General features: G+C 71.6%; 18 protein-coding genes. 12 read left to right on the top strand and 6 right to left on the bottom strand.

Translation table 11 applies throughout. From position 1 onward, the window contains the following. Positions 1–81: 81 nt before the first annotated feature. Positions 82–789 carry a response regulator gene (locus C7C46_RS09765; RefSeq protein WP_110667860.1) on the top strand — a complete coding sequence of 236 codons (708 nt, stop codon included), beginning with the start codon at positions 82–84 and terminating at the stop codon, positions 787–789. Here C7C46_RS09765 and C7C46_RS09760 read toward each other — a convergent pair. Then, entirely contained in the window at positions 781–2,328 is a 1,548-nt protein-coding gene (locus C7C46_RS09760; RefSeq protein WP_281278535.1) for a sensor histidine kinase, read from the bottom strand. The two genes, C7C46_RS09765 and C7C46_RS09760, sit on opposite strands and share 9 nt — an antisense overlap. A gap of 15 nt (positions 2,329–2,343) precedes the next feature. On the opposite strand from C7C46_RS09760, the gene C7C46_RS37280 reads away from it, so the two are divergent. Then, a complete protein-coding gene (locus tag C7C46_RS37280; RefSeq protein ID WP_281278534.1) occupies positions 2,344–2,526 on the top strand; it encodes a hypothetical protein in 183 nt (60 codons plus the stop codon). Between the two features lie 72 nt (positions 2,527–2,598). On the opposite strand, the gene C7C46_RS09755 is transcribed toward C7C46_RS37280, so the two are convergent. Beyond that, a complete protein-coding gene (locus C7C46_RS09755; protein WP_181442276.1) occupies positions 2,599–3,060 on the bottom strand; it encodes a universal stress protein in 462 nt (153 codons plus the stop codon). A gap of 179 nt (positions 3,061–3,239) precedes the next feature. Here C7C46_RS09755 and C7C46_RS09750 point away from each other — a divergent pair, with 179 nt between their 5' ends. Further along, a complete protein-coding gene (locus tag C7C46_RS09750; protein WP_110668156.1) occupies positions 3,240–3,542 on the top strand; it encodes a DUF4193 domain-containing protein in 303 nt (100 codons plus the stop codon). Between the two features lie 150 nt (positions 3,543–3,692). Further along, the gene (locus C7C46_RS09745) at positions 3,693–4,406 is read left to right on the top strand and encodes a CBS domain-containing protein (RefSeq protein WP_110667857.1); all 714 of its coding nucleotides are present in this window, start codon (positions 3,693–3,695) and stop codon (positions 4,404–4,406) included. Between the two features lie 64 nt (positions 4,407–4,470). On the opposite strand, the gene C7C46_RS34235 is transcribed toward C7C46_RS09745, so the two are convergent. Continuing rightward, positions 4,471–4,824 carry a hypothetical protein gene (locus C7C46_RS34235; protein WP_146259036.1) on the bottom strand — a complete coding sequence of 118 codons (354 nt, stop codon included), beginning with the start codon at positions 4,822–4,824 and terminating at the stop codon, positions 4,471–4,473. A 423-nt stretch (positions 4,825–5,247) separates the two neighbouring features. Between C7C46_RS34235 and C7C46_RS09740 the strand changes: the two genes are divergently transcribed. The 7 genes from C7C46_RS09740 to C7C46_RS35870 all read left to right on the top strand — a co-directional run bounded on the left by C7C46_RS09740 (position 5,248) and on the right by C7C46_RS35870 (position 12,321). Continuing rightward, positions 5,248–5,949 (top strand): BON domain-containing protein, encoded by a 702-nt coding sequence (locus tag C7C46_RS09740; RefSeq protein WP_110667854.1) that lies wholly within the window; start codon positions 5,248–5,250, stop codon positions 5,947–5,949. A 14-nt stretch (positions 5,950–5,963) separates the two neighbouring features. Continuing rightward, positions 5,964–6,395 carry a CBS domain-containing protein gene (locus C7C46_RS09735; protein WP_245984319.1) on the top strand — a complete coding sequence of 144 codons (432 nt, stop codon included), beginning with the start codon at positions 5,964–5,966 and terminating at the stop codon, positions 6,393–6,395. A gap of 7 nt (positions 6,396–6,402) precedes the next feature. Further along, positions 6,403–9,369 (top strand): cation-translocating P-type ATPase, encoded by a 2,967-nt coding sequence (locus C7C46_RS09730; RefSeq protein WP_110667850.1) that lies wholly within the window; start codon positions 6,403–6,405, stop codon positions 9,367–9,369. Between the two features lie 311 nt (positions 9,370–9,680). Next, positions 9,681–9,959 (top strand): dsRBD fold-containing protein, encoded by a 279-nt coding sequence (locus tag C7C46_RS09725; RefSeq protein ID WP_425470045.1) that lies wholly within the window; start codon positions 9,681–9,683, stop codon positions 9,957–9,959. 27 nt (positions 9,960–9,986) lie between these two features. Beyond that, a complete protein-coding gene (locus C7C46_RS09720; protein WP_110667846.1) occupies positions 9,987–10,988 on the top strand; it encodes an Acg family FMN-binding oxidoreductase in 1,002 nt (333 codons plus the stop codon). Positions 10,989–10,996: 8 nt separating this feature from the next. Further along, a complete protein-coding gene (locus C7C46_RS09715; RefSeq protein ID WP_110667844.1) occupies positions 10,997–11,866 on the top strand; it encodes a CBS domain-containing protein in 870 nt (289 codons plus the stop codon). Continuing rightward, positions 11,842–12,321 (top strand): DUF5994 family protein, encoded by a 480-nt coding sequence (locus tag C7C46_RS35870; protein ID WP_110667842.1) that lies wholly within the window; start codon positions 11,842–11,844, stop codon positions 12,319–12,321. Before C7C46_RS09715 ends, C7C46_RS35870 begins: the two co-directional genes overlap by 25 nt. Positions 12,322–12,487: 166 nt before the next feature. Here the strand turns inward: C7C46_RS35870 and C7C46_RS09705 are convergent, their stop codons facing one another. After that, positions 12,488–13,171, bottom strand: coding sequence for a helix-turn-helix domain-containing protein (locus C7C46_RS09705; RefSeq protein WP_245984318.1), 684 nt, complete (start codon positions 13,169–13,171; stop codon positions 12,488–12,490). A 277-nt stretch (positions 13,172–13,448) separates the two neighbouring features. Continuing rightward, positions 13,449–14,450 carry a 2-hydroxyacid dehydrogenase gene (locus C7C46_RS09700; protein WP_110667837.1) on the bottom strand — a complete coding sequence of 334 codons (1,002 nt, stop codon included), beginning with the start codon at positions 14,448–14,450 and terminating at the stop codon, positions 13,449–13,451. Between the two features lie 435 nt (positions 14,451–14,885). Between C7C46_RS09700 and C7C46_RS09695 the strand changes: the two genes are divergently transcribed. Then, positions 14,886–15,134 (top strand): vitamin K epoxide reductase family protein, encoded by a 249-nt coding sequence (locus C7C46_RS09695; RefSeq protein WP_110667835.1) that lies wholly within the window; start codon positions 14,886–14,888, stop codon positions 15,132–15,134. A 1,411-nt stretch (positions 15,135–16,545) separates the two neighbouring features. Here C7C46_RS09695 and mobF read toward each other — a convergent pair. Further along, a complete protein-coding gene (mobF, locus tag C7C46_RS37275; RefSeq protein ID WP_181442275.1) occupies positions 16,546–21,573 on the bottom strand; it encodes a MobF family relaxase in 5,028 nt (1,675 codons plus the stop codon). Positions 21,574–21,775 lie beyond the last annotated feature (202 nt).

Here is a 21,775-nt window from a genome sequence, read left to right as displayed (position 1 = left end):
GCTCCCCTCGACGGGCCAGGTGTCGGCCTTCCCGGCACACTCGAAGATGACACTTCCAGATCTGCCCGGGTGGGAGCACCAATGGACACGAGCGAGAGTTGTGACCATTCCATACGCGTGTTCCTGCTCGACGACCACGAGGTGGTCCGGCGTGGGGTGCGCGACCTGCTGGAAGCGGAGCGGGACATCGAGGTGGTCGGCGAGGCCGGGACCTGCGCGCAGGCGCTCGCCCGGGTGCCCGCGCTGCGGCCCCAGGTCGCCGTGCTGGACGTCCGGCTGCCCGACGGGGACGGCGTTAGCATCTGCCGGGAACTGCGTTCCCGGCTGCCGGAGCTGACCTGCCTGATGCTCACCTCGTTCGACGACGACGACGCGCTACTGGACGCGATCATGGCTGGCGCCGCGGGTTACGTCCTCAAGGAGGTCAAGGGCGCCGACCTAGTCACTGCGGTGCGCACTGTCGCCGCCGGCCAGTCGATGCTCGACCCGGCGACCACCGCCCACCTGATGGCGAGCCTGCGCCACCGCGACGAACCCGCCGCCGGTCCCGGGCTGGCCGACCTCACCCCCAGGGAGCAGGAGGTGCTGGCCCTGATCGGCAAGGGCGAGACCAACCGCCAGATCGGCCGGGAGCTCTACCTGGCCGAGAAGACGGTGAAGAACCACATCTCGCGGATCCTCGCCAAACTGGGCGTCGAACGCCGGATCCAGGCCGCCGTCCTCGCCACCAGACTCGAGCCGCCAGCCTCAAGAGCTGACGGCATGTGGCACCCGCGCCACTCACCCTGAACCCCGATCCGGCTCGCCGAGCACGTGCAGCGGCACCCGCCATTCCAAACGTGTGCCACCCGTCGGGCCCAGGCGGGCGCGAAAGGTCCCGTCGAGCCTCGCCGCCCGCGCGGCGAGATTGTCGAGGCCGCTGCGACGTCCGCCGTCCGGCAGGCCGACCCCGTCGTCGGTGACGGTCAGCGCCAACTCCCCGTCCACAGCCAGCACCACATCCACCGCTCGGGCCTGCGCGTGCCTGGCGACGTTCGACAGCGCCTCCCCCAGAACTGCCAGGACCTCCTCGGCCAGCGGCGGAGACACCCGGAGGTCGACCAGCCCCTGCATCCGCAGGGCTGGGGCGAACCCCAGGGTGGCGGCGGCCCGTTGGACCGCCGCCACCATCCCGGCCCGCAGGCCACTGCCGGCCGGGCCGTCCTGCCTGGCCCGCAGCCCGAAGATGGTGGACCGGATGGTCTTCACGGTGTCGTCGAGATCGTCGATGGCCCGCCGCACCCGCTCGACGGCCTCCGGATGCTCGATCAAGCGGGCCGCGCCCTGCAGGGTCATCCCGGTCGCGAAGAGCCGCTGGATAGCCAGATCGTGAAGATCCCGGGCGATACGGTCGCGCTCCTCCAGCAGGGCCACCTGCTCGGAGTCCCGGCGACGCTCGGCCAGCTCCATCGCCACCGCCGCCTGTCCCGCGAAGCCCGGCAGCGGAGCGCACTCCTGCGACTCGAACACCGGCCGGCCGGCCGCCCGGGCCAGCATCAGCACCCCGCGCACACCGCCCCCGGTCGTGCCGATCGGCACAGCCACCGCCGGGCCCAGGCCATCCCACCGCGGCGGACCCGCCGTGATCCTCGGGTCCGTGCACACATCGACGCTGGTGACCAGCCCCCCGCTGCGGACCGCTGCCCCAACGAAGGAACCCTCTACCGGCAGGACCAACCGGCGGTGCGCCTCCGCTCCCAGGCCGACCGCGAACCGCACCTCAAGCTCGTGGGAGCCTGGAAGCGGTAGGGCGACCACGGTCAGATCGGCGCCGGCGATCTCACCGGCCCGCGCGACCAGCAGATCCAGCACCTCCTCCTGCGAATGCCCCGACATGAGGCTGTTGGTGAGCTCGCCGGTCGCCAGCAGCCACCGCTCGCGCAACCGCGCCTGGGCGTACAGCCGGGCGTTGTCGATCGCCACCCCGGCTGCCACCGCCAGGGTCGCGAGCACCGACTCGTCCTCGGCTTCGAACGCCCCACCCCCGCGCTTCTCGGTGAGGTAGAGATTGCCGAAGACCTTGTCCCGAACCCGGATCGGCACCCCCAGGAAGCTGTGCATCGGCGGGTGATGGGCCGGAATTCCGTAGGAGGACGGATGTTCGGACAGCTCTGCCAGGCGCAGCGCCTCGGGGTGGCGGATCAGCTCGCCCAGCAGACCGTGCCCGGCCGGCAGCGGGCCGATCCGTCGGATCTGCTCCTCGCTCAGGCCCACGGGGATGAACTGCGACAGCCACTGGTCCTCGCCGATCACCCCCAGCGCCCCGTACTCGGCGTCCACCAGCTCCACCGCGGCCTCCACGATGTGCTGGAGCACCTGGCCCAGCTCCAGGTCCCGGCCCACCGACAGCACCGCTTCCAGCAGGCCGTGCACCCGGTCCCGAGTCCCGCGCGCCACGTCCAGCTTCGCCTGCAGTTCCTCCAACAGGTCGTCCAGCTCCAGTTGCGGCACGTGCGGGGAATCGGCTTCGGATGGACGGTCCACTGACATCCTCTCTGCGCTCGGGACGGGGCACCGCCCCGACCTGCGTCCGAGGCGGTGCCCCGGGCGGGTCAGGCCTCAGTCGTCCTTGCCGTCTCCCGGACCGCGGATGACGACGACCGGGCAGGGGGCGTGTTGCACACAGTGCTGCGCGACCGAGCCGAGCAGCGCCTGCGTGAACCCGCCGTGGCCGCGGTTGCCCACCACCAGGAGCCGTGCCCCTTGAGCGGCATCCAGCAGCACGGCGGCGGGGTGGCCCCGGACCACCCGGGTGCGGATCTCCACCGGCCGGTCGGGGCCGATGGCCCGGTCGATGCTCTCGACGAGGGTCTTACTCGTGATCTTCTCGTAGTCGAAGACCTCCGCCTGCGGAGGCGTCCAGCCGTACCAGGCGGACGGGTACTCCCAGACGGCGACGGCCTCGACCACGCCGCCGATCAGTCCCGCCTCCCGCACCGCCCACCACAGCGCCGCCTTCGACGGGTCGGACCCGTCGACCCCCACCACGATCCGCGGCGCGGCCATCAGGTCGTCACTCATCGTCCACCGCCTCCGGCGCTCGGAAACCCGCCTCCCACCCTGCCCGGAGCAGCGGCATGCAGCCACTCCAGGGCTGGTCGGTGTACGTCATCCGAATGGGCGCGGGTTGCCTGGCTCTTCCGCCGAAGCGGCAGGGCAGTCTGGTGCACCGAATCCTCACCCGACGAGAAGGTACCGCTGTGGCAACCGATTACGACGCCCCACGCCAGACCAGTGACGACTCGAACGAGGACAGCATCGAGGAGCTGAAGAGCCGCCGGAAGGACAAGTCGAGCGACACGGTCGAGGTCGACGAGTTCGAAGCCGCCGAGGGCCTGGAGCTTCCAGGGGCAGACCTCTCCGGTGAGGAGCTCACGGTCCGTGTCCTGCCGAAACAGCAGGACGAGTTCACGTGCGCGAGCTGCTTCCTGGTCCACCACCGCAGCCGGCTCGCGGGCGAGGACGGCAACGGTCAGCCGATCTGCCGGGACTGCGCGTCCTGACCGGTGGCCGTCCACGCAGGAAGCCGGGTCGCCCGGTAGCTGCGCAGGGACCGATCGGCCCTGTTCCGGAGCGGCGGCATGCGCGCAGTCTGGGAGCAGGAGGGCGATCGTGCCCCCGGCAGGAATCCGCACCCAGGAGGCGTGAGAGCCATGCAACACCGCACCGTCCACGACGTGATGACCCAGGGGGTCGTCACCGCCCGGCCTGACACCCCGTTCAAGGAGGTCGCCGGACTGTTCCACCGCAACGACATCACCGCCGTCCCCGTCGTCGACAACCGGGACCACCCGCTCGGGATGGTCTCCGAGGCGGACCTGCTCCGCAACGAAGCCGTCCAGCCGGACCCCGAGGGCCACGCCGCCGGGCTTCGGTTGAGCCCGCACGACCGAGCCCGCGCCGAAGCCGAAACCGCCGGTGGTCTGATGACCAGCCCCGCCGTCACCGCCCGGCCCGACTGGAGCATCGTCGAGGCGGCCCGGGTCATGGACCGTGAGAAGGTCAAGCGACTGCCGGTGGTCGACGAGGCCGGGCGGCTGGTCGGCATCGTCAGCAGGAGCGACCTGCTGCAGCTATTCCTGCGCCACGACTCGGCGATCCGCGAGGAGATCACTCACGACGTCCTCGGTCAGACCCTCTGGCTGGCCCCCACCGCGGTGCAGGTCACCGTGCACGACGGCGTCGTCACCCTGGCCGGCAGCGTCGAGCAGAAGAGCCTGATCCCGATCGTCGAACGGCTCTGCCGATCGGTCGACGGTGTCGTCGCCGTCCACCACACCCTCGGCTACACCACCGACGACACCGACCTCGACCTCGGAAAGTCCCTCACCCGCGGCATGGTCGGCCCGTTCACACCCCACCACTGACACCCTGCGTCCCACCACCGGACAGCACGCCGAATCACGCGGGGCAGGCCGTCTCGCGCCGGACCTACCGACCCAAGCCGGCGAACGCGGCGCGTCTGATGGAGCGGACGACGGGCAGACAGCCGGGTACCGCGGCGAGTTCGACGTGCACCGGCGTCGGCGGGTCCAGCCAGCGCACCAGTGAGCGGTGCTGCCCGTGGGCGGCGCGCAGGCGATGCGAGACGACGGCAAGCAGACGCCGGGCCGCGGTCTCCTCCAGCGGCTGGGTGACCACGCGGCTTCCGTCGGCCAGAAGGACGAGCAGGGCCTGCGGGAGCCCGGCATGTTCCAGAAGCCCCACCAGCAGGGCCCCCTGTCGTGATTCGCCCGTGGTCGGCGCCGGCAGAGATGTGCTCGAAGGGGTCAGTTCCATCGCCATGCCTCAGGTTCACGCGGCATTCCACAAGGGTCGCACCGGCGCGCCGACCGACAGAGCGGTCGGCGGACGAGGCTTCGGGCAGCCCGACAGGCTGATTGTGACTGCGCGGCACCCTCTCGGTGAGCCCGCCTGGCAAGGTAGCTCGATCGCGGCCGGCATCAGGTGTCTCAAGCGTGGCCGCCGCCCGCCGTGGCCGCCACCGCAGAGCCCGCGTGCCGCAGGACGGCACCGGGAGGATCATGGGAGTGACGAGTGCACCGACCGTATCGCCTCAGGACAGGCCATGTCGCGGTCCGCGCGGCCGGGGCGCAGACGCCTGAAGCGCCTGACCGCGATCTCGTGCACGGGTCGGCGGGCGCCCCGGCTACAGTGCGCAGTCCACACAGGGGTCCCGGTGATCGGCCACACCGTACGGAGGACGCCATGAAGCATCTGCACACCGTCGGCGACGTCATGACCCATGCCGTGATCGCGGTGGGCCGCGATGCACCGTTCGAGGAGATCGTGGAGAACCTGCGCAACTGGCGGATCAGCGCGCTGCCGGTGCTGGGCGGCGACGGACGCGTGGTCGGCGTGGTGTCCGAGGCCGACCTGCTGGCACGGGAGGAACTCAGGGCCGCCGTCCTGCCCCCGTCCGACCGGGCAGCGGATGCGACCCTCCAGCAGCAGGCCCACGTGGTGACGGCAGGGCAGCTGATGTCCTTCCCCGCGATCACCGTACACCCCGATGCCACCCTGGCCCAGGCTGCCCGGGCCATGGTGCACGCCCGCGTCAAGCGCCTTCCCGTGGTCGACGCCGAGGGGCAGCTGATCGGCGTCGTCAGCCGTGGCGACCTGCTCAAGGTCTACCTGCGCTCGGACGAGGACATCGCGGGCGACGTTCGCCGCGCCCTGCTCGCGCACCCGCTCCCGGCCGACGCGACCGGCATCGATGTGGAGGTCGAGGAGGGCCTGGTCACCCTGCGCGGCACGGTCCCGGACCCCGCCCCGATCGGCGTTCTGGACCTGCTGGCCCGAGCGGTTCCCAGCGTCGTGGACGTGCGGACCCTCATCAGTGGCGGACCGACACCGCAGGCCGACGACGACCAGAGCGCGACCACGCGCAACGGCGGAGCACCGCGATGAGGGTGTCCGCCCTGATGACCACTCCGCCGGTCGTCGTCGCTCCCCGAACCGCGGCCCGGCAGGCGGCCCTGCGGATGGACGATGAGGCCGTCGGATGCCTGCTGGTCGCCGAAGGCGAGCACCTGTGCGGCATCCTCACCGACCGCGACCTCGCGATCCTCACCCTTGGCCGCGGCCTGGCCCCGGACACGCCCGTCAGCGAGTTCATGTCCACGCCCGTGGTCACCCTCGACGTCGCCGACGACCTGGAGACCGCCTACCGACTCTTCCGGCGCAGCGGCCTGCGACGCCTGCCCGTCCTCGACGGCGAGCGGCCGGTCGGCTTGCTCGCCGTCGACGACCTCTTCCGCGACGTCCTGCAACGCCTGGCCGATCTGCTCGGCCCGATCTCCTGGAGCGTCCTTCGCGACGATCACCCGGGGCCCGTGGAACAGCCGGCGGAGTGAGCGGGACATGGCAGGCACGGAACAGCTCCCACCGCAACAAGCCTCCACGGACAGTGCCGAGCAGCCCGGTTCTCCCGACCCGCGTGAGCCGCTGTCCGTGCTCCTGCGCGACATGCGGACCTCCCCGCAGGGGCTGGCGGCGCGCGAGGCGGCACGCCGGCTGACGGTCTACGGGCCGAACACGCTGGCACGCCGTGGCGGGCGGCGCTGGCCCCGGGAACTGGCCCAGCAGTTCACCCAGCCGTTGGCCCTGCTGCTGGCCCTGGCCGCCGTCCTCGCCGCGGCCACCGGCGCACTGGCGCTCGCGCTGGCGATCCTGGCCGTGATCGTGCTCAACGCTCTCCTGGCCTTCGCGCAGGAGCAGCAGGCGGAGCGGGCGGTGGAGGCGCTGGCGGCGTTCCTGCCCGACCGGGCGGCGGCGGTCCGGGGCGGGGTGCGTCAGGAGGTCGAGGCGACCGCTCTGGTGCCCGGTGACGTGCTGGTGGTGGAGGAGGGCAGCCGGATCTGTGCCGATGCCCGGCTGCTGTCGGGCGGGGTGGAGGTGGACCTGTCGGCGCTGACCGGCGAGTCGGTCCCGGTGTTCCGCTCCGCCGACTTCGTCGACTCCTCCGGCCCGCTGCTCCAGGCCCGCGAGCTGCTCTTCACGGGTACGACGTGCACCGGCGGGCAGGCGCGGGCGGTCGTCACTGCCACCGGGATGCACACGGAGCTGGGTCGGATCGCGGCGCTCAGCCAGCGCACGCAGCGTGAGGAGAGCCCGCTGGAGCACCAGGTCAAGCGGGTGGCGAGGCTGATCGCGGTGATCGCGGTCGGTGTGGGTGTGGCGTTCGTCCCGCTGGGCCTGGCGTCCGGGCTGTCGCTGACGGCTACGGTGGCGTTCGCGATCGGTCTGCTGGTCGCCAACGTGCCGGAGGGCCTGCTGCCTACGGTCACCCTCGCCCTCGCCTCGGGGGTCCGCGCGCTGGCGCGGCGCGGCGCGGTGGTGAAGCGGCTGTCCGCCGTGGAGACGCTCGGCTCGACCAGGGTCGTCTGCACGGACAAGACCGGGACTCTGACCGAGAACCGGATGCGGGTCACCACCGTCTGGACTCCCGGGGGTGAGTGCGACCTCGGCGATGCCGTCCCCGCCGCCGTGCCGGAGCAGGTCCACCTGCTGGCCGCAGCGGCTGCTGCCTGCACCACCGCGACGCCGGCCGCCGGCCCGGACGGGCACCCCACCGGTGACCCCACCGAGCTCGCGCTGATCGACCTCGCCGCCCGCCTCGGCGAGCAGCGGCCGCCCGAGGAGCGCGACCGGCAGCGGCGGGCGATGTTCCGCTTCGACCCGCGGATCAAACTGATGACCACCGCCGATGCCGAGAACGGCGATGCCGTGGTCCTGCACACCAAGGGCGCGCCGGAGGAACTCCTCGTCCACGCGGATGCCGTCCTCGACCGCGGGGGTGAGCGCCCGCTCACCTCCGCGGACCGGGCGGAGGTCTTTCGCACCGTCGGCTCGCTGGCCCAACGGGGGTTGCGGGTGCTCGCCGTGGCCCGGCGACGCCTGGCGCCCGGGCAGTCGCCGCCGGGCGGCCGAGAGGATGCCGAGCAGCACCTCTGCCTCCTCGGGCTGGTCGCGATGGCCGACCCGGCGCGCCCCGAGGTCGCCCACGCGATCGAACTGGCGCACCGGGCCGGGATCACCGTGCACGTGGTCACCGGCGACAACGGCCTGACCGCCGCCGCCATCGCCGCCCGGGTCGGCATCGGCCACCGCGGCATGCGCATCGTCACCGGCACCGAACTGGAGGCGATGAGCGAGCCCGAACTGGACATCCTGCTCGCCCGCGGCGAAGAAGTGATCTTCGCCCGTTCCTCGCCCGAGGCGAAGCTGCGGATCGCCGACGCGCTGCGCGCCGCGGGCAACACCGTCGCCATGACGGGAGACGGTGTCAACGACGCACCGGCGCTGCGCCGCGCGGACATCGGCATCGCCATGGGCAGATCCGGCACGGACGTCGCGCGCGAGGCGGCGACCATGGTGCTCACCGACGACAACTTCGCCACCATCATCGCCGCCGTGGAGGCGGGCCGGCGGACGTACGACAACATCCGCAAGTTCATCGTCTACATCTTCACCCACGCCGTCCCCGAGGTCGTCCCGTTCCTGGTGTTCGCCCTGGCCGGCGGCATGATCCCGCTGCCGCTGACGGTGATGCAGATCCTCGCCATCGACCTGGGGACCGACACCCTCCCCGCGCTGGCCCTTGGCCGGGAGAGGGCCGAACCCGGGCTGATGGACCGCCCGCCCCGCCCGCGCAGCGAAGGCGTCATCCAGCCGGTGATGCTCGCCCGCGCCTGGGGCTTCCTCGGACTGATCTCGACCGCCCTCGTCATGGGCGGCTACTTCCTCACCCTCAGCCGCGGCGGCTGGCACCCAGGCGATCCGACCGGCGCCGGCACCGCACTGCACCTCACCTACCAGCAGGCCACCACCGTCACCTGGCTCGGCATCGTCGCCTGCCAGATCGGCACCGCCTTCGCGGTACGGACCGAGCACGCCTCGCTGCGCTCCCTGGGAGTGTTCAGCAACCACTACCTGCTCGGCGGCATCGCCTTCTCGCTCACCTTCGCCGCCGCCCTCATCTACCTGCCGCCGCTGCACTCCGTCTTCGGCACCGCAGCCCTCACCCCGCTCCAGCTCGCCACAGTGCTGCCCTTCCCGTTCGTCGTCTGGGGCGCGGACGAACTGCGCCGGGCCCTGCTGCGCCGCCACACAAGCCCACCCACCGCGCCGCGGCCCGCTCCAACCGCGCCGGCCCTCCCCGAACCCGCGGCCGACACCGGCCACCACCCGCTGGCCGTGCTGCTGGCCCGCCACGGCTGGAGTGCCCGCCAGCTCTCCCGCGCCCTAGGCGTGAGCGAACACGCGGCCGCCGGCATCGTCGCCCACGCCCGCCGGATCGGCGCCGAACATGGACGGCGAGCACCGTGAACGAACAGCCCGAACGGACCCGTCCGGCACCCGACGAAGGGCCGAAGGGCCCAAGCCCGGCAGGACACCGACAGGGCAGGCTGGAGGCGACTGCGAGCGCAGGAGGCGGTTGTCATGCCGAACCTGAGAGTCACGATCGTGCGGCAGCGCGAACGCAGGATGCCCGAGCACTCCCAACCCGTCACCTACGAGAGCCGGCGCACCGCCGCCAACCGGCCCTCAGCGATCGCGGGCCACCAGTTCCCGGCACCGATCCGCACCAGCCCGCACAGCAGTGCCCCTGGAGGGCAGACGGAAGGATGTACCTGGCCGTGAACGAGCGCACCGCAACCGAGACACGCACCAAGCAGTGGACGCTGCGACTGGACCTCTTCGAGGAAGGCGACACCACCAAGGTCCACGCCGTCCTCGACACCGGCGACAACACGCTGCAGAGCCACACGTCCGCCCGACGCAACCCGCACGACACGCCCGTCCCCGAGATCGGCGACGAATACGCGGCAGGCCGCGCCCTGGTCGACCTCGGCCGGCAACTGCTGCGCGCCGGCAGGGCCGACTCCTGGACGGACGACCCCACCCCGCACGACTGACGTCCTGCCGGCCAGGAGCGAACGACCATGATCATGCAAGCCCTCACCCCCGACGACCTGCGCCTGCTGGCCGAAGCCGGCGGCGCGGCACCGTCGCTGCACAACAGCCAGCCGTGGCGCTTCCGACCGGCCTCCGATGCGCGAGGTCTGTGCCTGTCCGCCGATCCACAGCGGGCCGTACCCCTCACCGACCCCGACGGCAGGGCCCTGCACATCTCGCTGGGCGCAGCCCTGTTCAACCTGCGCCTCGCCGCCCTCCACCTCGGACGGGAGCCATCCGTACGGCTGCTTCCCGACGGAGGCGACCCACAGCTGGTCGCCGTACTGGACCTCTCCCAGCCCGCCACCGACCCGCACCCCTACGGGCGGGACCTCTACCCGGCGATCACGCAGCGCCACTCCAGCCGCCAGCCGTTCGCCAACCGTGACGTCCCCGAGACGGTGCTCGGCGAACTGATGGCGGCGGCGCTCGACGAAGGCACTGCGCTCTCCCCGCTGGAGGAGGACGGAGTGCGCCGGGTCCTGTCACTGACCGCCCAGGCCGAACGGCGCACCGACACCGACCTGGCCCGGATGGCCGAGACCCGCAGCTGGCTGCGACTGGAGCAGCCAGCGACGGACGGCATCCCGCCGACCGCACTCGGCCCGCAGGACCACGAAGCCCGGGTGCCCATGCGCAGCTTCACCGGCCGCCCGTCGACGGACGCCACAAGGTCCCAACGCTTCGAGGCGCTGCCCCAACTGGCCACCCTCACCACCCATGCCGACCTCCCGGCCGACTGGCTGCGCGCCGGACAGGCCCTGGAGCGCGTGTGGCTGCTGGCGACGGTCCAGGGCGTGCGCGTCTCGGTCCTGCACCAGGCCGTCGAGTGGCCCGACACCCGCTGGGGACTGCGCGACCCGGCCAAGGGACCCGGCCACGTCCAGCTCGTCCTGCGCCTGGGATACGGTCCGCCCGGACCTGCCACACCCCGCCGCCCGGTCGCGGAGACGCTGGACCTGAGCGGCAGTCAGAACGTCTCGGAGTGAGGTGAGCCATGCGCCACCGCACGGTCCGGGACGTGATGACCCGCCAAGTGGTCCGCGTCGCACCCGCCACCTGCTTCCACGAGATCCTGACCCTGCTCACCGAGTTCGACATCACCGCCGTCCCGGTCGTCGACGATGCCGATCGGCCGGTCGGCATCGTCTCGGAAGCCGATCTGATGCGCACCCAGGCAGCCCAGGAGGACCCGTCCTCCCCGCTGCCCCCAACGCCCGCGCAAGCCGGAGGCCCGGACCGGACCGGCGCCGACACGGCGCAGGCGCTGATGACCAGCCCCGCGGTGTGCAGCACGCCGAGCGCCAGCGTGGTGGCCGCTGCCCGCTCGATGGCCCGCCATCACATCAAGCCACTGCCCGTCGTCGACGGGGACGGCCGACTTGCGGGAATGGTCAGCCGCAGCGACCTGATCCAGGTGTTCCTGCGCGACGACCAGGTCATCCGGCACGACATCGTGCAGGGCGTACTCGGACAGGTCGAGGGCGTTAGCCCGGCCGCCATCGGGGTCGAGGTCGCGCAGGGACGTGTCGTCCTCAGCGGCACCATCGAACCACGCCGGCTGGTCCCGATCGTGCTGCGCCTGTGCCGCTCCGTCGACGGGGTCGTATCCGTCACCGACCGCACCGACCGACCGAGGAGTGACTGCCCGTGTGGAGGAGTCTGCGCGCTGATCCGGTGGTGCGGCCCGGGCAGACTCCTGGTACGGATGCCCGCCGACTGGGTGCGCAGTACGTTGGAACGAGGTCGTGGTCGGCTCACGTGGCCTCTTCATGACATGCGGTGTCGCCGATCATCGGCGGCACCGGGTAGTCCGCGACGAGTCCGAGGCAGGTATTCGAGATGGCCATGCCCTTCAACCCGGTGACCAACCGCCCCGCGCCCCCCGATCTGCCGGCTCGGGTCTCGCTGACACCCACCGGTGTCACTCCAGGCAGGCTGGACGGCGCCTGGTGGCCCCGCTCGCACGACCTCCTACGCGAACTTCCGGCGCTCGCAGCGGAGATGGACCCGACTTGGGGACGGATCATCCGCGTCACCGTGAACCCGACGCACTGGCCGGTCATCCCCCGCGAGGTCCCGGTCACCGGCCATGTCATCCAGATCGGATGGTTCGAGCAGGAGCAGGACGCGGACGAGGTGATGGTCTGCTCCTTCATCCCGCGGCGCCTGGAACTGCTGGTGATTCCACCCGACACCGAAGCATCCATCGCCGAGCGCCTGATGACGGCCGCGGCAGACCCGGCCAACATCCACACCGGCACCGCCCTCCTGGCCGCCAACGGCGTACCCGCGGCTGAGCGGCCGGCCGCTCACGAGTGACACACCGCTGCCAAGGCCCGCCTCGCCGAGAGCTGGCCTTGGCATGCCGGGGGCGCTGGTAGAGCAGGCCGCGCGGCGGCTTCCGACGCGCGGCTGCCAGAACAGGCGATCTGCTCCGCGAATCGGCCTTGCCCGCCGGGCGCGACTGGCTCAGCAGTCTCGAGGCTCAGGTTCGGATGATGCGGCCGGTGACGCGAGTTGGGTTGATGCGGACCCACAGGTCACGCTTCCCGCCCGCCCACGGCTCCGCAGCGGCCTGCTCGGTGAGCAGCTGAACTGCGTCGGGCTCGGTGACGCGCTCTGCCCTGCCGACGACCAGAACGCTCCATCCCTGCCTCAGGGCCTCGTCCACCTGGTCCACCTCGAAGGCCACCTCGCTGCCCGCCGCAGCCGCTGTCACGGTGTCGGGGGCCGTGCGGTAGACGATCGCGCCGCCGAGAACGGTGTAGTTGACCGGGAGTACAGCGGGCCCTGCGGGCGTGGACAGTGCCACGCGGCCGACCCCGTGCGTTCCGAGCCGGTCCCGACACTCCTCGGGCTCAAGCTTCCAGAGAATGGGCCGGGGAGCAGCTGCGCCTTGGCCGGGAGGGCCATCGGTGCTGCCTTCGAGCAGTTCCCGGGGCGTGGTCTCCAGGACGGCCGCCAGCCGCAGGAGACCGCCGGTGTCGAAGTCGCCTCCGAGTTCCTCCAGAAGCTGGAGGTAGCGCGGCGCCATGCCAGCCTGGTGCGCCAGCTCCTCGCGGCTGAGCCCGAGCTGCCCACGCCGCAGCGCGACGCGGCGGGCAAGCTCGCCGGGCTGGGGCGTCGGTGCCCCGGCTGACCCGTCGGATGGTGTCCTGCTCTCATTCACGACCGCCCACCTCCTGCAGTCGAGCATGTCACCGGTGGCGCGAAGGCGCCCATCTGCCGCCCACGGACGTCGGCCACGGGGCACGCCACCCACCTGCTCCTCCGTACGCACGTAAGAAGTCCTTCCCGTCCTCTTCAGGTGACAAGCCCGCGCGCGGCACGGCCACGGCTGATGGTCTCCAGCGTGCCGGGACGGCGTCGGGCCCCGGGGCGGGGCGAGGGGCGTGGAGACCGATCGGCGTCCACGCCTGCGGTCGTGGACGTGGAATGCGCACTCTTCAGATCGTCGGCCTGGGCACCAGGGTGTTCTCACTGGTCCGGGCGGCGAGGTAGTCGTCGATGTTGCGCAACGTCGCGTCGATGATCTGATGGACGGCGGTGCTGGTGAAGTACGCCTGGTGTGAGGTGACCAGGACCTGAGGGAAGGTCATCAGCCGGGCGAGGGTGTCGTCGGTGACGACGTCGAGGGAACGGTCGAAGAAGAAGAGCCCGGTCTCCTCCTCGTAGACGTCCAGTCCGACTCCGCCAAGCCGGCCGGCGCGCAGGGTCTCGACGAGGGCTGCGGTGTCGATGAGGCCACCACGGCTGGAGTTGATAAGGATCGCGTGGTCCTTCATCCGGACGAGTGCCGTGGCGTCGATGAGGTGGTGGGTGGCGGGCAGCAGCGGGACGTGCAAGCTGATCAGGTCAGAGGCGGCGAGCAGCCGGTCGAGGTCGGTGTAGGTCATGCCGAGGCCCAGGCAGGCCGGGTTCTCGGCGATGTCCCAGCCGAGGAGGGTGGTGCCGAAGCCGTGCGCGATCCGGGTGAAGCACGCGCCGATCCTGCCGGTGCCGATCACGCCGACGGTCATGCCGTGGATGTCACGTCCCATGAGCCCGTCAAGGCGGAAGTCGAACTCGCGGGTGCGGTGGGCGGCGCGGATGACGTGGCGATTGACAGCCAGTGCCAGGGCCCAGGCGAACTCGGCGACGGAGTGCGGGGAGTACGAGAGGACACGGGAGACCGTGAGACCGAGCTCGGCCGCGATGTTGAGGTCGATGTTGTTGAAGCCGGTGGAGCGCTGGGCCACCATGCGGGTGCCGCCGGCGGCCAGGATACGCAAGGTGTCAGCGTCGAGCTGAGCGTTGACGCTGGTGCTGATGACCTGGTGCCCTGCGGCGAGCGGGGCGGTCTCGGCATTGAGGAAGACGTCCAGGCAGCGAACCTGGTGGTGTGCCGCGAAGGCCTGTTCGAGCAGGGGCTTCTCGTCCGCCTGCACGCCGAAGACGAGGATCTCCATGGCGGTTCTTCTCTCTTGTGGAATCCGCCGACGGGCCAACCGTACGGCGACGCGGCCAACCGTGCCTTCGGATGTCGTCAGCCGAGGGCCCATGGCCGCCGGTCCCGCCGTGCCGCCGACCACCGCAGCGGGAAGATAACAACCAAGAGCCTCGAAGTCCGCCCGCATGAGCCTCCCCCGATCGCCAGACTAGCTCGGTGCTCACACTCTGGCGCCCGCAAGTTGACAGGAGGACGATCGCTCTGGGCAGATCCGCTCGTCCTCCTGGAATACGCGGCGGCTGGTGGCGTTCTGGGACAGAGCGAAGCCGAGGACGAAGATCTTCTGGAGGTTGACTCCTGCGATCATCCGGCGGGTCCACAGGATCTGGTCGAACTGGTTGTGGACGGATTCGGAGTCGCTGCGGTATGGGTAGGCGAGTTGGGGGGCGAAGGTGTGCTCGGGGATCTGCTGGAGGTGCTCGGCGCCACCGAGATCGGTGCGCTCTGCCCGTACTGCATCGCCGTGTGGGCCGCCACGATCCCGCTGTTCTGGTACACCACCCTGCACAACCTCCAGCACGAGGTGATCCCGCTGCCCGCGCGCTGGCGTCCCGCCACCGAGTTGGCGGTGCGATATCACTGGGTGGTCCCCGTCGTCTGGTACCCGCTGATCGCGCTCATGATCCTCAAGCGTGTCTGGTAATACTGGCGCACCCTCTTGTAGAGCCCGGCCGGCCGGCGCCCCGCCTTTGAGAATCTCGGTCTCCCCGGGAACTGCTGCGACGATCGGTCCAGCTTTCCTGGAACTCCGGGGTCCGCGGCGGCGGGCTCACCGTGCTCCCGGGTTTCCAGGAGAGTTGGCAGGCGTCCTCGCGTGTTGTGCGGTACCGCGGTTGCGGAGACCCTGTTCGCCACGGCCTGTGGCAGCGGAGGTGTCGCGGCCGGCGACGCGACACCTGCCGCGACCGGGCGGCGGGCGCGGCCAAGACCTTCCGGTGATGGCCGCCGACTGCGTGCATCTGGAGACGACCTTCACTGAAGCTCCGAAGAAGACCGCCACGAGCAACTCGTCCAACCCGGAGATGCTGCTGCAGCCCGGCGCTGGGGACAGGGTGACCGGCACCGGCTTCCCGCCTGCCAGGGGCGGCATGCCTGCCCGGTTCGCTGGCCAGGCCGCAAAGGTCCCGGTGCCCGGCCGGATGGTGATCGCCAAGGAGAAGCTGCCCGCCTCCGGAGCCGGCCTCACATCGACTCGCTCACCCGCGCGGCCGGCACGGGCGGGATGGGTGACGTGCCCACCGAGCAGGACTTCACCGCCGTCGGCATCAAGCACATGTACCTGCACTCCACCGCCTGCGCCGCGCCCCTCGAGGGACCTCAGCGGGACCTCTCCAGTACAAGGCTGGTGCCTCCTCCTCGGTATCGGCCGGAGGCCCGCCGGGGGCGTTCCGAAAGGGGGCGCCTGGCCGAATAGGGTGGCGGGTTCCGCAAGGACCCGGCGCTCACGCTTGGCGCCGTGCCTGCCCTCGCCTGGCCGGACGGTCCGTGAAGTCGCCGGCACTACCCTGCACCCCGAACGGCTCCCGGCGATCGCGGGGTCGGCCGGAGGGACTGTCTCGGTCGGCCCCTTCGGATCCCGCTCCTCGGCGCCTCGCACGGCACCATGAGCGGCCCGGCCACGTCGGGACCGTGATCCCGCCCGGCCGGAGCACAACTTACAACGCGCGGCCGGCGAGAAGGGGAACCGGCCGGCGGGCGGGCGGTGGAGTCTGGCAGCCGGGCCGTAACAGCTGAGGGACCTGATCGGCGATGAGCGGTACGCGGAGCTGATCAACTGCGCCGAAGAAGGCATCGAGAAGTGGGCAAGGTTCAACCGCCGAGAGGTCCAGATCCGATACATCGGGCTGGCTCTGTTCAAGCAGCATGAGGACGAGAGCCCGGAGCTCAAGGTCGCTTGGGCCATCCTGTACGGCCTCCATGTCCTCCTCGACCGGCCCGAGTTCGAAAGGCTGGTCGGTGCTGCCTCTGCGGCACTTGCAGCAGACGCCGACGACAGACGAGATGCGGAGAACGATCTCAGCCTTGCAGGCTAGGGCCGCCCAGGACACAGAACCTCAGCGGATGCGCGGGCCCTGCTGGTCTTGGCGGACCAGCGGCGGCTGCTGAACCTGCGTTTGCGGACCGGCGGGGCGCTGGGCCGGGGCCTGGTTCTGGCGCTGGTCGGCGGGCTCGATCCGGCGGGTCGGCGCAGTCCGAGCGGCGCGTGTGGGCTGTCCGCCGCGCTGCTGGAGCTGTTCGCGGTGGGCCTGGCGTTCGGCCTGGCGGCCGACTCGGCGGCGTTCGGCGAGGGTCGGCTGGCGCCCTTCCTCGGCCTGCGGCTGCTGCTCGGGCTGAGCGGCCTCGATGGTGAGCTGGCGGCGCTCGGTGAGCACCGTGCTGACCTGCTCGGCGACGTGCTGCTGGGCCAGCGCGGCGTCGTCCAGGCGCGGGAGGCCGGCGAGCCAGGTGGCGCCGGTCCGGGTGGCGACGGTGCGCACGATCTCGGCCTGGTCGGCCTCGGGCAGGGCCCGGTAGATGTCGGCAGCGAACTGGCCGCGGGCCTGCTGGTCGGGGTCCGCGGTGGTGACCGCCGGGGCGTTCGGTGCGGTGGCGATGTGCCGGGCGCTGATGGCGGCTGCGGTGGCCTGCCAGTAGGCGTGGTGGCCGGTGCGGCCTTCCTCGATGTAGGGGCCGGTGGGCTGGGCGGCGTTGTCGTCGGCGACCTTGTACTGGTCGCGGTAGGCGGCGACGACGGCGAGCTGGTGCTGCCACTGCGCGCGCTGGGTGGGGTCCTGTGGGGCTTCGCCGAGGGTCTGGCTCCACGCCGGGCGGTTCTCCACGGTGCGGTCGGCGAGCACAGCGAAGCGGTTGGCGATCAGTGCGGCGCTGTCGGTGAGGTACTCGTGGTGGTGCGGGTTGGCCGCGGTGGAGCGCGGCACGGCGCTGATCCAGGCCGGAAGGTCGGGCCGGCCGGAGGCGGCTCGGGTGTGGGCGAGCGCCTGCTGCTGGGCGTGCTGGAGCAGTTCGGGCAGTGCGGGGCCGCCGGTCGCCTCGGAGAGGGCGGTCTCCACGGTGGCGCCGGTGTTCTCAATGGTCTTCAGGGTCCAGGCGAGGGTGCGCCACAGCTCGGTTTCGACGCGGTCGCCCTGCTGGGCGGTGGTGGCCGGGGCGTTGGTGGCGAGGTGGCGGCCGATCCGCCAGGCGAGGACCTGGCTGAGGCTGTCGGCGCCGGTGAGCGGGCGGCTTTCGGCGACTTGGCGCAGCAGGGCGGCGGGTTCGTGACCGGCGGTCTCGGCGCGGCGCAGGGCGGCGGTGAGGGCGGACCAGGTGTTCTCGTTGCGGGCTCGGGTGGCGTGCTCGGCGCCGAGGACCTCGGTGGCCAGGGCCTGGTGGCGAAGGGCTTCGGGGGTGTTCTGGTGGACTTCTGGGGTGCCGTCGGCGGCCAGGGTGGTGCGGGCGGCGCGGGTCAGGGCGGTGACCGGGTCGCTGGCGTTGGTGGCCTGGGTGGCGGCGGTGGCGAGCAGGGCGGTGGTGTCGCGGCCGGTGCGCTCGGCCGCGGCCATGGCTCCGGCGAGGTGGGGCCACTGCGGGTGCGCGGTGACCTTGTCGGTGGTGGTGGTGATCAGGTTGGCGGCGGCGGTGGCGTAGCGGTTGAGGGTGTCGGTGGAGACGCGCGGGTGCGCGTCGGGGGCCTGAGCAGCGGCGGGTGCCACGTGCAGGGCCGCCGGTTGGGCGGTCGCGCTCTCGGGGTCGAATCGGTGGGCAGGCAGGTTGGTGATCTGCGCGACCAGGGCGGCGTAGCGGGTGGTGTCTGCGGTGGTGGGGGCGTTGAGGTGGGCGGGGGCGGGGCGGTCGTCGGTGATGGTGTTGAGGCGCCAGGCGAGGGCTTGGGCTGGGGAGTCGGCGGTGGTCAGGTCGCCGCGCCAGGTGGCGGCGGCGATGAGCCGCTCGGGCTGCCAGCCGCTGGCTTCGGCGTTGCGCAGGGCGCGGGTGACGGCGGTGAAGGCGTCGTCGGTGGTGATCTGCTCGGCGAGGGCGGGGCCGAGGAGTCGGTGGACGAGCTGCTGGTAGTAGGGCGTGGTGAGGGTCTCGGTGGCGTGCTGGTGGCGGGGCGCCAGGGTGGCCAGGGAGACAGCGTCCTCCTGGGCGTTGCGGATGGTGTCGGTGGCGGAGAGCTGGGCGCCCTCGCGGTTCAAGACACGCTCCAGCACCTCGCGGGCGGCGAAGGTGTCGGGGTCGTGCTTGGTCTGGGCGAGCTGGTCGTCGTTGTCGAACGGCAGCAGGTCGTGGGTGGCGGTGTAGATGGTGGTCTTGTGGCGGGCGCGGGTGAGCTGGACGTACAGGTCCTCGCGGGTCATGTCCTCGGTGACGAGCGGGTGGGCGGTGTCCACGGTGCCGCCCTGGGAGCGCATGACGGTGGAGGCGTAGAGCAGCTGGACGTTGGCGGCGACGTACTCGGCGGGCAGGGTTACGCGTCCGCGGTGGCCCATGTGGCGGACCTTGAGTGAGCCGTCCTCGTGGCGCTTGAGGACCTGCCAGGCGTCGCCGTTCTTGACGAAGTCGCGACCCCGGTTGGTGGTGATCTTGCGGTTGTTGTCGCGGGTGACGATCCAGTCACCCCGGCCGGCGCGGTTGCCGTCGCGCAGCATGACGCCGTCGGCCTCGACCTGGCCGGCGGCCACGCGCTCGTCGCGGGCGCGGGCTGACAGGGCGGTGACGTCGGCGCCGGAGGCGGCGCTGATCAGGGTGGTGCGGCCCGCGAGCATGTCGGCCTTCCAGCCGTCGTAGGCGGCTTCGATCATGGCGGTGCGGGAGCCGCCGACGACGCGCTGGTTGGCGAGGTAGAAGTCGAGTCCGGCGTTGTCGCCGACGCGGATCTTGAGGGTGGCGTCGGCTTCGGCCTTGTTGCTGAACCGGTGGAGCTGGGTGAGTTCGACGGCGCCGGCTTCGGCGGCGATCAGGCGCAGCGCGCCGCCGGATTCGACGGAGGCGAGCTGGCGGTAGTCGCCGAGCAGGCGCACGGTCGCTCCGCGGTGGGCGGCGATCCGGGTGAGGTTGTCCAGGTTGAAGGTGCCCGCCATGCCGGCCTCGTCCACCAGGACGACGTCGCCGGGGTTCAGGGCGAATGAGGCCCGGTGGGAGGGCACGTTCTGGCCGGTGTGCAGCGCGTTGGCGTGCTTGCCGCCGGTGTACTCCCAGAGGAACTTGTGGAGGTTCTCGGCGGGCTGCTGGAGGTCGGCTGCGAGGACGGCGGCGGCTGCGGCGGAGGTGGCGAGCGGGACGACGCGCTGGCCGGCCTGGGCGGCGACGTGGACGTATGCCTGCATGGCAGTGGTCTTGCCGGAGCCGGCCGGGCCAAGGCCGACGGCGAGCAGGCGGTTGTCGGTGGCGAACGCGGTGACCAGGGCCCGCTGCCCCTCGTCCAGGGCGCGGTTGCGGGCCTCGAAGCCGTCGAGCGCGGCCCCGACGAAGCCTGCGTTCAGGCCGCTGGTGGTGGGGGTGGTGGCGGCGACGACGAGCCGGCGTTCGGCCTCGATGATGTCGCGGCTGGTGTAGCGGGCGGAGGCGTGCTGGACGAACACGCTGTCGCCGTTGGACCGCCGCAGTTCCTCGGGCTCGGTCAGCAGGGCAGAGGCGTCCACGCGGATGCTGTGGACCGGGGAGACGGCTTCGGTGACGATCGCCTCGACCAGGGCCTGGTGCTCGGCGGTGTCGGTGGTGGGGTGCTCGGAGCGGGCAAGGCGCTCGGCGTGGGCGCGCAGGTTCCACACCGTCCACACCGCCCGCTCCTCGGCGACAGCGGTGATCACGGCAGCGGCCAGGGTCGGGATCTCGACCGGCTTCTGCTCTTCGTTCTCGGCGGTGGCGGGGGCGCTTCCGGGGGCCGGGACGGCCGCCATGACGCGGTCAATGACGTCCTGGCCGTGGGCGGCGGTGACGGTCTGGGTCCAGTCGGCGCGCATCTCCTGGAGGGAGCGGGCGGCCTTCTTGCCCTCGCGGGTGTCGAGGTTGGCCTGCCGGGCGAGCTGGTGGGTCATGCCCCGGGACGGGTCGTGGCCGTGGTCGCGGCGGTACTCGCGCAGCCGCTGCTCGTAGCGGGCTTCGATCTCGGTCCGGCGGGAGGAGAAGTGGGTGATCGCCTCGACCGGGATGCCGACGATCTCGCGCACCGGCTGCCGCTTGGTGACGGCGTCCTCGCGGGCCTCGAAGGTGACGCCCAGGCGCGCGGACAGCTCGGTCTCGAAGCGGGAGTTGTAGAACTCGGAGGCCGCCACAGTCATGGAGTAGAGGGCGCGGGCGTCCAGCGAGCGCCACTTCCCGTCGATGCCCTGGATCTTGTTGGAGATGGCGACGTGGGTGTGGAGGTTGGGGTCGCCGGCCCGGGAGTCGAAGTGGTCGAAGGCCACCGCGATCAGGCCCTTGGTCTCGATCTGGGCCTGTCCGGTGCTGCCGGTGCGGGTGAACGCGGCGTGCTCTTCGAGCATCGCGAACGCGGCGTCGCGGGCGGCCTCGTGGGCCTCGCGCACGGCGGCGCGCACTTCCTCGCGCTCGTCCAGCGCCCACAGCACGGCGGCGGACTTCACGGGTGCGAAGACGGCGTCGAAGCCGGCGACGGCGGCACGCTGCCGGGTGGACTCCTCGCGCTGGATCTTCTTGGTCTCCGCGCGGGTGGGCTCGCGGCGGGCCTGCTTCTCGATGACGGCCAGGCGCTTCTCGACGCGCTCGCCGAAGGGGTCGAGGGCCTTGTACTCGGGGAAGGCGCGGCCGAGAGTCGCAGCCTTGACCGCGGCGGCCCGGGTCGCCTTGAGCTGCTCGTCGTTCATGTCGGCGCGCACGTTGGCGGCCAGGTGCCCGGCGATGATCCGCTCGGCCTCGGGGTGCTGTCCGAGGCCGTACAGGAGCTTCATCTGCTCCTCGGTCACGGTGGTGCCGTCGAGCCCCAGCAGGGGCGCACCCCGCCCGAGCCAGACGCCCGGGGGGTTGCCCTTCTGGGTGTAGTACTCGGCTGCCGACTGTCCCCGCTGACGCTGTACGTCGCCGCCCGCGACCTGGCGAGTCAGGTAGGTGTAGCCGGTGCCGGAGGTGAGCTTGTGGATGGTCATCAACGCGACCACCCCCAGCTTTTCCGATCCCGAATGAGGGTGGGTGCGACGGCTATTCGAGCCGCCGATTCACCTACCTCATCAAATGTCATGTGAGTACTTTAGCCCCGCGCAGCGGACCATGCTCAGAATATCTGCAAGAGGTGTCTGGATGGCTTGGCGATGCTGGCAGATGGGCAGCTCAGAGCGTCTGTGAGAGTGG

This window comes from Streptomyces tateyamensis, assembly GCF_003205575.1.
In the GTDB taxonomy this organism is placed as follows: domain Bacteria; phylum Actinomycetota; class Actinomycetes; order Streptomycetales; family Streptomycetaceae; genus Kitasatospora; species Kitasatospora tateyamensis.
The sequence above is the reverse complement of the archived record's forward strand: the minus strand, read 5'-3'. Positions and strand labels throughout refer to the sequence as shown.

Coding starts and splice junctions, on each gene's coding strand:
- C7C46_RS35870 (WP_110667842.1), top strand. CDS start 11,842: ATGGCCATGCCCTTCAACCCGGTGACCAACCGCCCCGCGCCCCCCGAT.
- mobF (WP_181442275.1), bottom strand. CDS start 21,573: ATGACCATCCACAAGCTCACCTCCGGCACCGGCTACACCTACCTGACT.
- C7C46_RS09715 (WP_110667844.1), top strand. CDS start 10,997: ATGCGCCACCGCACGGTCCGGGACGTGATGACCCGCCAAGTGGTCCGC.
- C7C46_RS09740 (WP_110667854.1), top strand. CDS start 5,248: ATGAAGCATCTGCACACCGTCGGCGACGTCATGACCCATGCCGTGATC.
- C7C46_RS09700 (WP_110667837.1), bottom strand. CDS start 14,450: ATGGAGATCCTCGTCTTCGGCGTGCAGGCGGACGAGAAGCCCCTGCTC.
- C7C46_RS09755 (WP_181442276.1), bottom strand. CDS start 3,060: ATGAGTGACGACCTGATGGCCGCGCCGCGGATCGTGGTGGGGGTCGAC.
- C7C46_RS09735 (WP_245984319.1), top strand. CDS start 5,964: ATGACCACTCCGCCGGTCGTCGTCGCTCCCCGAACCGCGGCCCGGCAG.
- C7C46_RS09765 (WP_110667860.1), top strand. CDS start 82: ATGGACACGAGCGAGAGTTGTGACCATTCCATACGCGTGTTCCTGCTC.
- C7C46_RS09730 (WP_110667850.1), top strand. CDS start 6,403: ATGGCAGGCACGGAACAGCTCCCACCGCAACAAGCCTCCACGGACAGT.
- C7C46_RS09745 (WP_110667857.1), top strand. CDS start 3,693: ATGCAACACCGCACCGTCCACGACGTGATGACCCAGGGGGTCGTCACC.
- C7C46_RS09720 (WP_110667846.1), top strand. CDS start 9,987: ATGATCATGCAAGCCCTCACCCCCGACGACCTGCGCCTGCTGGCCGAA.
- C7C46_RS34235 (WP_146259036.1), bottom strand. CDS start 4,824: ATGGCGATGGAACTGACCCCTTCGAGCACATCTCTGCCGGCGCCGACC.